The organism is Cystobacter fuscus (assembly GCF_044360685.1).
Classification (GTDB): Bacteria; Myxococcota; Myxococcia; order Myxococcales; family Myxococcaceae; genus Cystobacter; species Cystobacter fuscus_C.
Genome location: NZ_CP043491.1, coordinates 9,227,310 through 9,242,175 on the forward strand (window position 1 = coordinate 9,227,310; position 14,866 = coordinate 9,242,175).

Consider the following 14,866-nt stretch of genomic DNA (forward strand, 5'->3'; position numbering starts at 1 on the left):
TTCAGCGCGTGGGCTTGAGCGTGGAGAGCGAGCGCTCGACGCGCGCTGAACCCGGGCCGTAGTCCCGCTCGGCGGCCGTGTAGAGGACGAGCACGAAACGATCCTCGCGCGGCAGCAGGTAGACGAGCGTGCGGGAAGTGCCCTGCTGGAACTCGTAGCGGGCCACGGGACCCGCGGGGAGCGTTCCCTGGGTGGCGTTGAGCCGTCGGCCCGGCACCGGGACGCCCGCGGCCCCCAGCACCGCTTCTGGTTCCGCGTCCAGCTTGGGCGCGGGTCCCGGCACCGAGCGCACTTCCAGCCCGCCCTCGAACCAGGCCACGGCCGGAGGACCTGGTTGCTCGGAGCGCAGGGCCATGCCGGAAGGAGGCTCGTACTGGAGCCCGAGCGCCTGCGACTCCAGTTGGCGCGAGCAGGCGGCGACACAGCCCAGGAGCAGGCACAGCGTCAGAGCAAAGCGGTTCATGGAGGGTAGCGTGCCACACACTCCGCCCTCCCAAGAGTGCGGGCTCGCATCCATCCCACAGCACATTTTTCCGGTTCGGGACGGCGGCGTCCTCCACGCAAGAGCCACCCGCGCACGTATCTCCTTGAATTCACAGTGGAGGCTCGGATCGAGGGGGTTCGGCACGACTGATGCTAAAGCCATCCTCGCGGACGATGTGGGTCCGGTGGATGGGCAGCACGGGGCGGTACGGGGTCGGGCGGGTCGGGGCAGCACGGGGTCGGGCGGGTCGGGGCAGTACGGGGTCGGGCGGGTCGGGGTAGTACGGAGCAGTACGGGGTCGGGCGGGTCGGGCAGTACGGGGTCGGGCGGGTCGGGGTAGTACGGAGCAGTACGGGGTTGGGCGGGTCGGGGTAGTACGGAGCAGTACGGGGTTGGGCGGGTCGGGGACGGACGTAGGTAGCGAGTGGGAGTGACCGCTCGCGGATACGGCTCGGGGAGTAGGGGATGGGGAAGGTTGGAGCCGGTCCTCGCTGGTGAGTTCAGCCGCGAGGGCCGGTGCACCCCTTGAAACGCGACATGCTGAAACCGGGAACGCACCACGGCGCGCGCTTCGCGCTCACGGCCGAGGTGCGCACGCGGAGAACGGGGACATTGCCCCGGACCCCGCTCGTGTCTCATGCTCGGCCCTCTTCGTGATTGGGGGCGGAATCGCATGCGCAGGACACTCGGGCTCCTCTTGTCGGTGGGGCTGACTGGTTGCACGACGGTGAACGTGGCGTCGCTGCCCTCTTCCCGGGACACGCGCGACGTCTTCGTCACCACCTCCGATGTCCAGGTTCCCTACCAGAGCCTCGGGCTGGTGCAGGCCACTCGCAAGGGCGTGCTGCTCTTCGGCTTCGCGGATCCCGCGGGCACCAGCCTCGAGGACGGATTGAGGGACACCCTGCTGCCCGAAGTGCGGCGCATGGGCGGCGACGGCATCATGAACGTGCGCTTCCATCAGACGCAGTACGCGCTGCCCACGCGCCTGCTCTTCGCCCTGCTCTTCTTCATCCCCCTGCCCTCCCAGGTCACCTTCAGCGGCGAAGTGGTGCGGCTCGACCCCGAGGGTCTTCCGCCGCCTCCTCCGAACAGCCCGTCGCGCTGACCCCCCAACCGCCAGGAGCTCCGGTGAGACTTCTCCTCTTCTTCTGCTTGCTGCTGTGCGCGGGCTGCAACGCCGTGTCGCGCGGCTCGAGGCTGTCGGACCGCCCACCCCACACCGGGCGCGGCCTGTATCTCAGCACGGGGGGCTCGCCCTGGCCCTTCCGCACCCTCGGCTTCGCCCAGGTCACCGGCTACGGCGTCACCGTGGCGGGGCTCGCGGACGTGGGAAACGCCGCCATCGACCAGACCATCCAGGGCGCGCTCGCGGACGCGGTGCTGAAGATGGGCGGCGATGGCGTCATCCACATCGAGTTCGAGGATTTGAACCCGCCCACCGACGTGGAGCGCGCCTCGGACCTGTCCGAGTCCATCACCAACGGGTTGAGCGGCCAGGGGGGAGTGAAGACCCGGGACCGCAATGTGATCGTCACCGGTGAAGTCATCCAGTTCCTCCCCTCCCCGTGAGACCCCCTCCGATGCGACTTCTCACCGTGCTCGCGCTCCTGGCGCTCACCGGGTGCACCGTCGTCAACACCGCCTCCGTTCCCTCCAGCCGCGACGGCCAGGACATCTTCGTGACGGCGGGCGATCTCTCCGAGCCCCATGAGTCGCTCGGCCTCGTGCAGGTCACGCGCTCGGGGGTGCTGCTCTTCGGCTTCGCGGACGTGGTGGGCACCGACCTCGAGGCGGGCTTCCATCAGGCGCTCATCCCCCAGGTGCGGCGCATGGGAGGAGATGGCGCCATCAACGTGCGCTTCCACCAGACGCAGTACCTGCCGGTGACCAAGGCGCTGGGCGTCCTCTTCTTCTTCATCCCCCTGCCCACGAGCGTCACGCTGAGCGCCGAGGTGGTGAAGCTCCAGCGCGGGGCGGCGGCCCCCGGCGCGTCGCGCTGAGGCCCAGGCGCCCCGCGGCGCACGGCGGTCCCTACTTGAGGGCCCGCTCGATCCGCTGGCGCAGCGCCGCCTCCGACAGCATGCCGCGCTGCGAGTCCACCACCTGCCCCTTGCGGTCCAGCAGGTAGAGCGTCGGCAGGGCCGTCACCTGGAAGATCGCCGCCAGCTCGTCCGGCGCGAACACCACGTACGGCGCCAGCTCCGGCATGCGGCTCTGCACGAACTCCTGCACGAACAGCGGCGCGTCCGGCATCTCGTCCCGGCTCGCCGCCACGAACACGAGCCCCTTGTCCTCGTACTCCTTGGCGAGCTTGATCAGCGACGGCATCTCCGCCTGGCACGGCGCGCACCACGTCGCCCAGAAGTCCAGCATCACCACCTTGCCCTGGAAGTCCGCCAGCGACATCGTCCCGTTGTCGTACTTCTGCAGCTTCATCGCCGGGGCCGCGGTGCCGTCGGCCGCGAGCCGTGCCCGCAGCGCCTCGCTCACGCCCAGGTACGACAGTCCCGCCAGCCCCAATAGCCCCGTCACCACCAACAACACCTTGCTCCACCCATGGCGCGCCGGCGGCGGCTGCTGCTGCGGCTGCTGCCCGGCGTCCCCAGTCTGCGGCTCCGTCACGTGCGTGACTCCCTCGTCGTCTTCGACAACACCCGATGAACCTGCGTGAGCACCCGCCGCACCTCGCGCCTCACCCGCGGCCGGCCCACCACCCAACGCGCCAGCCCCGGCCCATGCCGGTAGTAGACGCGAATGAACCCGCGCCCCCACGCATGGCGGCGCAGCACCTCGTCCCGGAACGCCCGGAACGTCACCAACTCCGGCGCGCCCTCACCGAACGCCGCCGTCACCACGAAGCACGAACTGGCCGGCGAAATCCACATCAGCCGCTTGTTCGTCTGGTTCATCACCGCCTTGAGCTCGCGCGCCTCGGTGTACAGGAAGACCAGCAGGTCTCCCCGCGTCGACGGGAACTGCTCGCCACTGGCCTCCTCGAACTCGATGCGCGAGCTGCCCGCGCCCCGCACCTCGTCCACCGTGAACAGGAAACGCTTGGAGCTGGGCTTCGTTTCGATCTCCACCGAGCGCAGCTCGCCGAAGTAGGCCCGGAAGGGCACCTGGCAGGCGGAACACACATACGCGTGGATGCCGGGCCCCGGCACGTACCCGTACTCGTTGATGCGCTTGCAGCCCATGTTGGGGCAGGCCAGCCACACCTGCGCCACGGGCTCCACGCGGGGATCGTAGCGCGACGCCCCCGTGCTCCGGTCATACACCGGCCCCACCGCCTGCTCCCGGGTGCCGAGCGAGCGCGTGGGGTGCGCCACGCGCTCCAGCTCCACCGCGCGCCGCCACGCCTCCTCCGCCTGGGAGAGCCGTCCCGCCACCGTATGACACAGCGCTTCCCCGTGCGCCCGCAGCGCCTCGACGAGCCGATCCGTGGCCTCCGCCGGCCCCGCGTCGCGCCGCACCGCCAGCCCCAGCGCCAACACCTGCTCCAGCTCCGGCAGCAGCGCCTCGGCCGCCTTGCGCGCCGGATCCTCCGCCCGGTGGTACACGGGGGGCTCCGGAATCCGGGCGAACAACTCCAACGCCTGGGCGCGCAACGGCTCACGCGCGTCGTGCGCTCGCGGAAGGGACATGGACTCCGCCCGCTTGCGGGCGGCCTGGAAGAACTCTTCGGGCTGCAAGGCCGCGCACATTAGAAGGAGCCCCGACCTCTGTCAGCGCCCTTCCCCACCTCCCGCCGGAAACTGGCCCTCTGGCCTGCTCCGATGTACGACTGGGTAGGAGGGTGTGAACCATGGGTGTGCTGAAGTTCCTGGTGTGGACGGCTTGCGCGGTGGGACTCGGGGTCTTCCTGGCCACGGTGGACTTCAACGGCCGCACGCCGGTGGAGTACGTGCAGCGCGAGTGGAAGCGCCAGGTGCAGCCGAGCCGGGTGGAGCGGGTGACGAACAGCCTGCGGGACGCGCTCGACGACGCCGAGGACGCGGTGAAGCGGACGACCAGGCAGGCGGCCCCAGCGGCCGTGAAGGCCCCGGCGCCGGCGCCGGCTCCGGCCCCCGCGGCGGGACCGCGCGAGCGCATCACCCACGAGGATCGCGCGGCGATTGATCGCATCATCGCCCAGAAGAAGTAGTTCCCCGGACCAGGGCGGGAGGGGCCCGCTTCCGCTCCGCTGCCGCCCACCCTAGGTTGTCAGAAGGCGGTCTGGGGAGAGGCGGGGATGATGGCGGGTCTACGGTGGTGGACGGGGATCACGCTGGCCGTGTTGTTGAGCGCGCCGGCCTGGGCGAGCCCTAGCGCACAAGCGGGCAGGCTGTGGGTGGAAGCCAAGCAACGCGCGGTGCGGGAGCAACGCTCGGCACTCAGTCAGGTGGCGCGAGCGGCCATGCCCGCGGTGGTCTCCATCACCACGCGCCAGCCCAACCCCACGCCCGGCTCCGAGGGAGAGACGCAGAAGGGCATCGGCTCGGGCCTCATCATCCACCCCGACGGCTTCATCCTCACCAGCGCGCACGTCATCGAGGGCGCGCAGGACATCAGCGTCTCCGTGCTGTCACCGGCGGGCTACGCGGAGGAGTACCCGGCGGAGCTCGTGGGCGAGGACACGCGCACGGACTCGGCGCTCTTGAGGATCCACGCCCCGCGCAAGCTGCCCGTGCTCAAGCTGTCGTCGGCCTCGCGGGTGGAGGTGGGCGACTGGGTGATGGTGATTGGCAACCCGTTCGGACTGACGCACTCGGTGACGGCGGGCGTGGTGAGCGCCAAGGGCCGCACGGACGTGACGCCCAACGGGCGGGACGGTGACTTCGACTACATGCAGGTGGATGCCTCCATCAACCCGGGCAACTCGGGAGGGCCGGTGTTGGACCTGAATGGGGAGGTGGTGGCGATCGCCAACGCGGTGAACGTGGCGGGCCAGGGCATCGGCTTCGCCATCCCCGTGGACATCGCCAAGGCGGTGCTGCCGCACCTGCAGAAGTACGGACGGGTGCGCCGGGGCTGGATGGGCGTGTCCGTGCAGGACTGCACCCCGGACGTCATCGAGGCCTATGGGTTGGGGCACCCCCGGGGCGTGGTGGTGTCGGAGGTGGCGGATGGAGGCCCCGCCGCGCGCGCCGGCCTGCAGGTGGGTGACGTCATCGAGGGCCTGGACACGCTGCACGTGGAGCGGGCCCACAACCTGCGCTGGCAGGTGGCGGCCCGGGGCGTGGGCGGCCGGGTGATGCTGCGCGTGCGCCGGGGGGAGCAGCCCCTGAAGATGAAGGTGCGGCTGGAGGAGCAGCCAGGCGAGACGGTGCCCGCCACGGCCGTCCTCTCGGCGCCGTCCAAGCACGTCCGGCCCGCGGAGAACGAGGGGACGGGGGGCTCCGGGCAGGCGGGCAAGAAGGCGGGCTCGCCCTGAGCCGGAAGGCGGAGGGGGGCGCCCGCGTCCCCGCCTGCCTCCTTGCGTTCCGCGGCGGCCAGCGCTACACGAGGCTCCTTTCCGCACGATTTTCGCTGCGTTGCATTGAGGAGCTGTCATGCCTGAAGCACAGAAGACCACCCTGAAGAACTGGCCGCGCACGGCCAAGGGCGGGGGCAAGAAGGCCTGCACCGTCGAGGGCTGCAAGCGCCCCTACCGCGCCAAGAGCTACTGCTTCTTCCACTTCAAGAAGTGGCGCCAGGGCGAGCTGCCCCACTCGCGCTACCGCACCTGCTCCAAGGCGGAGTGCCGCACGAAGACCGAGAAGGCCGGCCTGTGCGCCAAGCACTACGCCGAGACCTACAAGCCCGCCGCGGCCTAGGCGTTCCGGCGCGGGTCTCGCGAGGGCGCTTCCTGCTCGGAAGGGCCCTTGCCCCCGCCCATCATCCTCCCCAGGTGCTTGAAGGCCGTGAGCCACAGCTCCGCCTCGCGCTGGGTGAGTTCCGCCCGCAACAGACTCCGCTCCAGCTCGCGCAGCACGTGCTCCGGCGCCTGCGGGTTGAGGAATTGCGCGCGCAGCAACACCTCGCGCATCCGCTCGCCCAGCGCGCTCACCGTGCCCATGCGCGCCCCCTGGAACTCCGGCCCCAGCTCCACCGCCCGCTCGGGCGCGCCCCGGCCCTCACGCGAGCACAGGTAGAGCAGCACCGCCGCCGCCTGCGCCAGGTTCATCGAGGGCTGCACCTCGCTGGTGGGAATGACGAGGAAGTCCGAGCAGAACGCCAGCTCCTCGTTGGACAGCCCCCGCTGCTCCCCTCCCAGCACCAGCGCCACCCTCCCCCGCCGGCTCTGCTCCGCCAGCCGCGCCGCCGCCTCCTCCGGGGTGAGGGCCACGCGGCCCTCGATCTGGGTGCGAGACGTGGTGCCAACCGCGTACACGCAGTCCTTGAGGGCCTCGGGCAGGTTTTGTGCCACGGCCATGCCCTCCAGCACCGCCCCGCCCTTCACCGCGAGCCGCTCGGCGCCCCGGAAGGAGTAGGTGGCGGGATCCGACAGGATGAGCCGCGAGAAGCCGAAGTTGGCCATCACCCGGGCCACGGCTCCCATGTTCTCGGGTGATCGCGTCTGGTGGAGCACAACCGTCAAGTTCGCTGCCGGGAGCATGCCCCCGAGTTTAGCTTTCCGTGTCAGACCCGCATCGGTATATTCCCCCACGATGCGTCGCTGGGTCGCTGGCCTGCTCCTCTCTCTCGTGGTCCTGACGGGTTGTGGCGTCGGGAGTGCCCCCGTGCGCGCTTCTCCAGGTGCCCGGCAGGCCCTCACCGGCTCGCCCGAGCTGTTGGAGTTCGAGAGCCCCTCCACCCGCCTGGAGCTGTACCGCGAGGTGGCACGCCTCTCGCAACTGGAGGCGGGCCAGGCCGCGCAGTCCTCCATGCTCTTCCCCATCACCCTGAACGGGGAGCTGGTGGCGGCCCCGGGCATCGAGGGGCGCACGGATCTGTTGCAGGCACCCGACGCGGGGGCGCCCCTGCAGTTGAACTTCGATGGGCGGACGGGCGAGCGCTGGCAGGAGGATCGCCGCGAGAGTTTCCAGGGTCTGTCCGAGCGCGAGGCCGCCGAGCTGGTGGCGCGCACGCTGCTGGCCCACTGGAAGGTGAATCCCACGGGCGTGGTGCAGGTGGATCGGGCCTCGAGCGCGCCCTACGCGGCCGCCTACGTGGACGGCATCCTGCGCATCAACCCCGCGTTCCTGTACATGGCGGCGGCGTACGGTCCCGCTTCCCTGCCGGGCGCGGTCCAGTAGAGTCCGCGCCTCTTTCTGTGCCCCATTTCCCGGGGCCGAGGCGCTTCTCTCGTGACTACCTCCGCACTCCACGCCCAGCTCACCCAGACGCTCGGGCGCGTCCACCTGCCTTCGCTCGGCGAGCACTACCAGGGCAAGGTGCGTGACACCTACCGCCAGGGGGACCGGCTCGTCCTGGTCACCTCGGATCGTCTGTCCGCGTTCGACCATGTGCTGACCACCATCCCCTTCAAGGGCGAGGTGCTCAACCGGCTGGCCCACTTCTGGTTCGAGCGCACGCGCCACATCGTGCCCAACCACGTGCTGGACATGCCGGATCCGAACGTCATCGTCGCGCGCGCCTGCCAGCCCTTCGCGGTGGAAGTCGTGGTGCGCGGCTACCTCACCGGCAGCCTGTGGCGCGACGTGCAGAAGGGCACGCACACCGCCTACGGGGTGGCCTTCCCGGAAGGCATGCGCAAGGACGAGGCCTTCCCCGAGCCCATCTTCACGCCCTCCACCAAGGCGCAGTACGGCCAGCACGACGAGCCCATCTCCGAGAAGGAGATCCTCGCGCGGGGCCTGGTGAGCGCGCGGGACTGGGCGCGCATCACCGAGGCGGCGCGCGGGCTGTTCCTCGAGGGCCAGAAGTGGGCGCGCTCGCGCGGCCTCATCCTCGTGGACACCAAGTACGAGTTCGGCAAGGTGGGCGATGACCTGTACGTCATCGATGAAATCCACACCCCGGACTCGAGCCGCTACTGGGTGGCCGACGAATACGAGGCGCGCTTCGCCAAGGGCGAGGACCAGCGGATGCTGGACAAGGAGAACATCCGCCAGTGGCTCATCCGCGAGCGCGGCTTCCAGGGCCACGGCACCCCGCCCGCCATTCCGGACGACGTGCGCGTGTCGCTCGCGGAGAAGTACCTCGCGGCCTACGCGCAGCTCACCGGCACGCCGCTCGCGCTGGAGCCGGGCGACGTGCACGCGCGCATCGAGAAGAACCTCAAGGCGCGCGGCTACCTGAAGTGAGCCCCCCGGGCCGCCGCGCCCGCTTCACGCGCGGCGCCCGAACACGCGCTGGAAGATGTCGTCCACGTGCTTGAGGTGGTAGCCGGCCGAGAAGCAGTCCTCGATCTCCGCCGGCGTCATCACCGCGAGCAAGTCCTTGTCCTGCAGCAGCGCCTGACGGAAGGGCACGCCCTGCTCGAACATGCGCATGGCGTTGCGCTGGACGATGACGTAGGCGGCCTGGCGGTCCATGCCCTTGCGCGCCAGCTCCAGGAGGATGCGCTGGGAGTTCACCACCCCGCCGAGCTGCTCCAGGTTCTTCTGCATCCGCTCCGGATAGACGCGCAGGTTCTCCATCAGCCCGGAGAAGCGGTGCAGCATGAAGTCCGCCACGATGGTGGCATCCGGGGCGATCACCCGCTCCACCGACGAGTGGGAGATGTCGCGCTCGTGCCAGAGCGCCACGTCCTCCAGCGCGCTCAGCGCATAGCCGCGCAGCAGCCGCGCCAGCCCCGACAGGTTCTCCGAGAGGATGGGGTTGCGCTTGTGCGGCATCGCGCTCGAGCCCTTCTGGCCCGCGGTGAAGTGCTCCTCGGCCTCGCCCACCTCGGTGCGCTGCAGGTGGCGGATCTCCACCGCGAACTTCTCCAGGCTCGAGCCCAGGAGCGCCAGCGCGGAGAAGTACTCGGCGTGCCTGTCGCGCTGGATGATCTGACTGGAGGCCGGCGCGGGCGTGAGGCCCAGCTTCTGGCAGGCGAACACCTCCACCGACGGGGGCAGGTGCGCGAACGTGCCCACCGCGCCCGAAATCATTCCCACGGAGACCACGTCCCGGGCCCGCTCGATGCGCGTCCTCGCGCGGCGCAGCTCGTCGTACCAGATGGCCAGCTTGTGCCCGAAGGTGATGGGCTCGGCGTGGATGCCGTGGCTGCGACCCATCATCACCGTGCGCGCGTGCTCGAAGGCGCGCTTCTCCACCGCGGCCATGGCCCGCTCCACCCCCTGGAGGATGAGGTTGGCCGCGTCGCGCAGCGACATGCCCAGCGCCGTGTCCAACACGTCCGAGGACGTCATCCCCAGGTGCAGCCAGCGCGCGCTCGGCCCGATGCGCTCCTCCATGAAGGTGAGGAACGCGATGACGTCGTGCTTGGTGGTGCGCTCGATCTCCTCGATGCGCGCGGCATCCGCCTCGGTGAAGTCACCAGCGCGGGCCAGACAGTCCTCCAGCGCCTCGCGCGGCGCGATGCCACCCTGCACCATGCCCTCCAGCGCGGCGAGCTCCACGTCGCGCCAGCGGCGCAGACGGGCCACGTCGGTCCAGAGGGAAGACATCTCCTTGCGGCTATAGCGGGGAATCACTCGAAAACCCTCACGGGGAAGTCTCTCCTGGCGGCGAAGCGCAGCAGGTCCAGCACCACGTTCTTGGAGCCCTGCACCTTGCCGGCGGCGGAGAGGTTGATGGCCAAGTCCAGTCCCTCGGGTTGTGCCACGGCGAGCGCTCCGGGGTCGACCTTCTCGTGAATGATGCGGTTGGCGAGCCGCCCCGCCTGCTGGCCGATGGCGATGGGACTGGGCGAGAGCGCCAGCGTGGCGCCCTCGCGCACCTGGCTCGGGGTGAGGCCCACCAGCGGCAGGCGCTGGGCGGTGGCGAAGGCGATGAGCTGCTGCACGACGGAGGCGTTGCCCACCGTCTTGTCGGCCACCATGAGCAGGGCGTCCACCCTGTCCTTGGCACCGGCGAGCACCTTCTCCACCTTGGACTCGCCATCCGTGTCCAGGGGCACGATGGACAGGCCGAGCGGCTCCGCGGCGATGCGCGCCGCCGCCACACTGCCGGAGGAGAAGCGCGCGTCATGCAGGATGCCCACCCGCTTCACCGTGGGAGACGCGGCCTTGAGGGCGGACAGCTCGGGCTGGAAGTCGCTGGTGAGCGCGATGCCGGTGAGGTTGGGCCCCTCCAGGCCGTACTTCTCGTAGTAGGGCACCATGGCGAAGAGCACGGGCACGTCCTTGCCCAGCGAGCGGCGCGCGGTGTTGGCCGCCAGCGGGCCGATGGCCAGCACCAGCGCCGGCTTCTGCGCCGCGATGCGCTGGAAGGCCCGCGAGGCCGCCTGGGCACTCTCCTCCAGCGTCACCTCCACCGCCTCGGCGCGCACCTCGGCGCCGAAGCCCGCCACCACCGAGGCGTAGGGCGCGAGCGCCGCGGACTTCACCACCACCACCCGGGGACGCGCCGGCTCCGCGGCGACGGCCACCCAAGGCACCCACCACGCCCACCACAGCACCACCGCCCACCGGCTCATCACGGCTCCCCCTTGCAACAGCGAAACCCCACCGACGCGGAGCCCGAGTCGGGTTCCGCGCTCATCCGCGCCGAGCAGCGCACCGAGGGCTGCTGGCGATCGAACGCCCCGCCCTTGTGCACCCGATCGGCGCCTCCCATGGACGACGAGGTCCACTCCGCCACGTTGCCCGACATGTCCGCCACCCCATACCCCGAGCGGCAGCGGGCGAACGACCCCGAAGCGGCCGGCTCCCCGGCGTTGCCCTGGGTGTTGCACCCCTTGGCATCGAAGGTGGCGCCATAGGGGTAGCGCAGACTGCCCGGCCCCTTGCAGGCCTTCTCCCACTCGTCCTCGGAGCACAGGCGCTTGCCGAGCTTGCCGCACTCGGCCCGTGCCTCCTCCCACGTCACGTCCACCCGGGGAACGGCCCCCGCCTGGTTGGGGAACTCGAACTCGTCGATGCAGAAGGTCGCCACCTGCCGGGGCATGAGCAGCGGCTCGGCGGCGGTGCCCTCCTCGGCCGTCTCCTTGCCCATCTTGAAGGTGCCTCCGCTCACCCGGCGCATCCCCTTCGGACACCCGCTCGCGGGCAGCAGCGGCTCCGCGCCCGTGGCGTCTTCCCGGGGAGCCGCGACGGAGGGCGCCCCCGCCACCGGCGCCGCGGGAGCCTGGGACGACTGGCGCCACTTCAACAGGCCGTAGCCCGCCATCGCGCCCAACCCCAGTCCGCCCGCCGCCAGCAGCGGCATCCACAGCCGCGACAGCAGCGAGGGGCGGGCCGCGGGAAGCATGGGATCCGTGCGCGTGGCGGCCCGGCTCGACGGGGCGGCGGCCTTCGCCGGAGGCTTGGGCTCGGCGCGCTGCGCGCGGGCCTTCGGGGCCGGAGCCGGACTCTGGGTGGGCGACTGGGCCGTGTCCATGATCGCCGCGAGGGCCTCGGAATCGAGCTTCTGGGTGGCATCCGGCGGGGCGATCTCCTCGGTCACCGCCACCTGGGGAAGCTCGAGCGTGGTGCGCTCCGAGATGGGGGACTCCTGCGTCGGCTTCGGCGCCTCGTCCACCGCCGTGTCATCCTCGTCGGCGTCGGAAGGAGGGCCGTGGCCGACGGTCGGCACCTGCACGGTGGGCGCCCCGAGCGTGGGCAGCTCCGAGGTGGGAACGGGCGGGGGCAGCGAGTTGGGGCGCGGGGCCGCCGTGGCCAGCTCGGCGGTGAGGCTGAAGGGCACCTGTTGCCGGGCCTTGGAGCGGCCCGGGCCCTGCGCTGCGGGCCGCACCGCCGCCGGCCTCGGACGCGAGGAGAGCGCCGCGGTGAAGTCGGAGAGGAACTCGCCCGCGGACTTCGGGCGCGCGAGCGGGTTGGCGTTGGTGGCGCGCCGGTAGAGGGCCTCGATGCCCGAGGGCAGATCCGCCTCGTAGGCGAGCAGCTCGGACACCTCGCCCTCCTCGGGGGTCTGCCCCGTGAGCATCTCGCCCACGATGATGCCCAGCGCATAGAGATCCATGCGCGTGTCCAGCTCCCCGCCCTCGAAGTACTCGGGCGCCAGGTAGCACCCCACCTTCCACGCCTTCTGCGCCTGGATGTAGGGCAGGCGCGGGATGCCCAGCGCCAGACCGTAGTCCGTCACCTTGAGCAGGTCTGGCAGCAGGAAGATGTTCTCCGGCTTGAGGTCCGAGTGCGGCCCGTAGCGGTGGGCGCTGTCCAGCGCCTCGACGAGCTGCACCAGCAGCGCCTCCACCTCCTTGAGCGAGAAGCGCTGCCCCTGGGACACGCGCTGCTCGATCTTCCGCCGCAGCGTCGTGCCCTCCTCCAGGAGCTGCGTGGTGAAGAAGGGCCGGTTGCGATCCTCGCCCTCCTCGTAGACGCGCATGTGGTGCGGATGGGTGAGCTTCTTGCCCGCGCGCAGCGCCAGCGAGAACTGGGTGCGCTCCTCCTGCATCTGCACCAGGCGGGGGTTGATGATCTTGAGCGCGACCTCGACGTCCATCTCCAGGTCCTGCGCGCGGAACACATGGCCCACCGGGCCCGGGCCGATCACCTCGCGGATGGCGTAGCGCCGGGCGAAGGTGTCACCGGGCTTGTAGGGGGCTTCCACCGTCGCCGTGCGACGACGCGGAGCCGCTCCCGCCGAGGCCCCCGCGAGCTTCAGCCCACAGGTGGTGCAGGACGCGCTGTTGTCGGGGACAGGGCTGCCGCAGCGTTGACAGAGCAAAACGGTTGAACTCCGGGGGAGGTGGAGGGCAAGTGGGGAGAGGGGGTCCTCCCGGTTTTACCCGGAGATCTCTTACCGCGCCGCGACAAGGGGGAGCAAGGAACGCCGCTGTCAGCGGCCCGTGGAGCCGAAGCCGCCTTCGCCGCGCTCGGTGGAGTCCAGGACTTCCCATTCCACGAGAGAGGCCCGTGACACGGGCGCCACCACGAGCTGCGCGATGCGCTCGCCCCGCTTCACGGTGAAGGGGTGCGAGGAGAGGTTCACCAGCACCACCTGCACCTCCCCCCGGTAGTCCGCGTCCACCGTGCCAGGCGAGTTCAACAGGGTGAGGCCATGACGCAGCGCGAGTCCCGAGCGGGGCCGCAGCTGCGCCTCGAACCCCGGGGGCAGCGCCATGGCCAGGCCGGTGGGGATGGCCGCCCGCTCGAGCGGCCCGAGCGTCAACTCGCCCTCGATGTCCGCGCGCAGGTCCATTCCGGCGGCGAGCGCCGTCTCGTAGCGAGGCAGGGGCAGGGGCTCCGGATGGGTCCGCACCCGGCGAACCCGCACGGTGATGGGCGAGGTCATCGCCGACGCTGTAACACGCTCCTCGAAGCAAGCGAGTTCCAGGAGCGGAGCGCACGAGAACTTGCGCGCAAGCGCCGTCAGGGCTCGCCCGCCGTCCCCGCGAGCGGCGGTGGCCGGGAGCGGGTGCGGAAGCGCAGGGGATCCACCGGCTGGGAGGACAGGGCGAGCTGGTAGTGCAGGTGCGGCCCGGTGGAGCGTCCGGTGTTGCCCGAGCGGGCGACGAGCGCACCACGCGCCACCCGCTCACCCGGACGCACCAGCAGCTCCGAGTTGTGGCAGTAGGCCGTCGTCACCCCGCGTCCATGGTCGATGATGAGCACGCGGCCATTCACGGCGTCCTCGCTCGCGCGGCGCACCCTGCCCTCGGCCACCGCGAGCACCTCGGAGCCCTCGCGCACGACGAGGTCCACCCCCGTGTGCAGCTTGCGCGTGCCCAGCACGGGGTGGAGGCGGTAGCCGAAGGGACTGGAGATCGGGGTGTGCTCGGGCACGGGCCACGCGAGCCCGAACGCCGTGGCGAGCGCGAGCGCCTGGGCCGCGGCCCCCGTGGCCGCCTCGAGGCCCGAGGGCCAGTGCCGGGCGAGGTGTTCCAGGCTCGGCGCTCCGCCCTCGGCCGTCACGCGAGCGAGCGCATAGCGGGTGGGGATGGGGCCCGCGAAGAGGGCGGCGAGCCGAACCTCCTCCTCGGGAAACTCCGGGGCCAGGGCCTCGAGCAAGCGCCGTGCGGCCTCGGGGCCCCGGGCTTCATCCAGCAGCGCGGCGGGAGCCAGCCCCAGCTCACCCGCGAGCGCGTGGACGGGCGCGCGGGCCTCGGCGGGAAGGCCCTTGAACGCGAGGAAGGTGCCCTGGGCGAGCGGAGGCGCCCTGGAGACCAGCGACACGAGGGGTGGGAGGGAACCCGCCGGGGAGCCGGGAGGGAACCCGGGCACCACGGAGCCTCCCGTGCCCTCGTAGTAGGAGAGCAGGGGCCGGGCGGTGCTCGAGCGGCCGAGAGCCCAGGCCGTGCCGCGCCGGACCAGGGCGCCCGCGGGCGTGTGGTGCCAGGCGGTCCACAGACAGAGGACGGCCAGGGAGAAGTCGAGCAGGCCTCGGGTGGGGCGCGAGAACATG

At 71.1% G+C, this 14,866-nt stretch carries 17 protein-coding genes; 8 read left to right on the forward strand and 9 right to left on the reverse strand.

The window, feature by feature from the left end; all coding sequences use genetic code 11:
• Position 1 precedes the first annotated feature (1 nt).
• On the reverse strand, positions 2–463 hold the full coding sequence (locus F0U63_RS37700; protein ID WP_395837840.1) for a hypothetical protein: 462 nt from the start codon (positions 461–463) through the stop codon (positions 2–4).
• Positions 464–1,157: 694 nt separating this feature from the next.
• Here F0U63_RS37700 and F0U63_RS37705 point away from each other — a divergent pair.
• Genes F0U63_RS37705 through F0U63_RS37715 form a run of 3 tightly spaced genes read left to right on the forward strand, consistent with a single transcriptional unit; the run spans position 1,158 to position 2,487 of the window.
• The gene (locus tag F0U63_RS37705) at positions 1,158–1,592 is read left to right on the forward strand and encodes a hypothetical protein (protein ID WP_155893306.1); all 435 of its coding nucleotides are present in this window, start codon (positions 1,158–1,160) and stop codon (positions 1,590–1,592) included.
• 23 nt (positions 1,593–1,615) lie between these two features.
• Entirely contained in the window at positions 1,616–2,056 is a 441-nt protein-coding gene (locus F0U63_RS37710; RefSeq protein WP_395837842.1) for a hypothetical protein, read from the forward strand.
• 11 nt (positions 2,057–2,067) lie between these two features.
• On the forward strand, positions 2,068–2,487 hold the full coding sequence (locus F0U63_RS37715; RefSeq protein ID WP_395837844.1) for a hypothetical protein: 420 nt from the start codon (positions 2,068–2,070) through the stop codon (positions 2,485–2,487).
• 31 nt (positions 2,488–2,518) lie between these two features.
• Here F0U63_RS37715 and F0U63_RS37720 read toward each other — a convergent pair whose 3' ends face one another.
• Positions 2,519–3,109: a TlpA family protein disulfide reductase gene (locus tag F0U63_RS37720; protein WP_395837846.1), complete on the reverse strand. Its 591-nt coding sequence runs from the start codon at positions 3,107–3,109 to the stop codon at positions 2,519–2,521.
• Positions 3,106–4,179 carry a CFI-box-CTERM domain-containing protein gene (locus tag F0U63_RS37725; RefSeq protein WP_395837848.1) on the reverse strand — a complete coding sequence of 358 codons (1,074 nt, stop codon included), beginning with the start codon at positions 4,177–4,179 and terminating at the stop codon, positions 3,106–3,108. Before F0U63_RS37725 ends, F0U63_RS37720 begins: the two co-directional genes overlap by 4 nt.
• Positions 4,180–4,292: 113 nt before the next feature.
• Here F0U63_RS37725 and F0U63_RS37730 point away from each other — a divergent pair, with 113 nt between their 5' ends.
• The 3 genes from F0U63_RS37730 to F0U63_RS37740 all read left to right on the forward strand — a co-directional run bounded on the left by F0U63_RS37730 (position 4,293) and on the right by F0U63_RS37740 (position 6,282).
• A complete protein-coding gene (locus tag F0U63_RS37730; protein WP_395837850.1) occupies positions 4,293–4,631 on the forward strand; it encodes a hypothetical protein in 339 nt (112 codons plus the stop codon).
• Between the two features lie 87 nt (positions 4,632–4,718).
• A complete protein-coding gene (locus tag F0U63_RS37735; protein WP_395837852.1) occupies positions 4,719–5,900 on the forward strand; it encodes a S1C family serine protease in 1,182 nt (393 codons plus the stop codon).
• A gap of 118 nt (positions 5,901–6,018) precedes the next feature.
• Positions 6,019–6,282, forward strand: a complete 264-nt coding sequence (locus F0U63_RS37740; RefSeq protein ID WP_395837854.1) for a vegetative protein — start codon at positions 6,019–6,021, stop codon at positions 6,280–6,282.
• On the opposite strand, the gene F0U63_RS37745 is transcribed toward F0U63_RS37740, so the two are convergent.
• Positions 6,279–7,064 carry an RNA methyltransferase gene (locus F0U63_RS37745; protein WP_395837856.1) on the reverse strand — a complete coding sequence of 262 codons (786 nt, stop codon included), beginning with the start codon at positions 7,062–7,064 and terminating at the stop codon, positions 6,279–6,281. The two genes, F0U63_RS37740 and F0U63_RS37745, sit on opposite strands and share 4 nt — an antisense overlap.
• Positions 7,065–7,188: 124 nt before the next feature.
• Between F0U63_RS37745 and F0U63_RS37750 the strand changes: the two genes are divergently transcribed.
• Positions 7,189–7,704 (forward strand): hypothetical protein, encoded by a 516-nt coding sequence (locus tag F0U63_RS37750; protein WP_020917944.1) that lies wholly within the window; start codon positions 7,189–7,191, stop codon positions 7,702–7,704.
• Positions 7,705–7,755: 51 nt separating this feature from the next.
• On the forward strand, positions 7,756–8,715 hold the full coding sequence (locus F0U63_RS37755) for a phosphoribosylaminoimidazolesuccinocarboxamide synthase (protein ID WP_395837858.1): 960 nt from the start codon (positions 7,756–7,758) through the stop codon (positions 8,713–8,715).
• Between the two features lie 24 nt (positions 8,716–8,739).
• Here F0U63_RS37755 and purB read toward each other — a convergent pair whose 3' ends face one another.
• The 5 genes from purB to F0U63_RS37780 form a co-directional block, all read right to left on the reverse strand.
• Entirely contained in the window at positions 8,740–10,053 is a 1,314-nt protein-coding gene (purB, locus tag F0U63_RS37760; RefSeq protein WP_395837860.1) for an adenylosuccinate lyase, read from the reverse strand.
• Positions 10,050–10,997 (reverse strand): ABC transporter substrate-binding protein, encoded by a 948-nt coding sequence (locus F0U63_RS37765; RefSeq protein ID WP_395837862.1) that lies wholly within the window; start codon positions 10,995–10,997, stop codon positions 10,050–10,052. The genes purB and F0U63_RS37765 overlap by 4 nt, the downstream gene beginning before the upstream one ends.
• Positions 10,997–13,189, reverse strand: a complete 2,193-nt coding sequence (locus F0U63_RS37770; RefSeq protein WP_395837864.1) for an SUMF1/EgtB/PvdO family nonheme iron enzyme — start codon at positions 13,187–13,189, stop codon at positions 10,997–10,999. The genes F0U63_RS37765 and F0U63_RS37770 overlap by 1 nt, the downstream gene beginning before the upstream one ends.
• 111 nt (positions 13,190–13,300) lie before the next feature.
• Positions 13,301–13,756, reverse strand: a complete 456-nt coding sequence (dut, locus tag F0U63_RS37775; RefSeq protein WP_395837866.1) for a dUTP diphosphatase — start codon at positions 13,754–13,756, stop codon at positions 13,301–13,303.
• A gap of 77 nt (positions 13,757–13,833) precedes the next feature.
• Entirely contained in the window at positions 13,834–14,865 is a 1,032-nt protein-coding gene (locus tag F0U63_RS37780) for a M23 family metallopeptidase (RefSeq protein ID WP_395837868.1), read from the reverse strand.
• Position 14,866 lies beyond the last annotated feature (1 nt).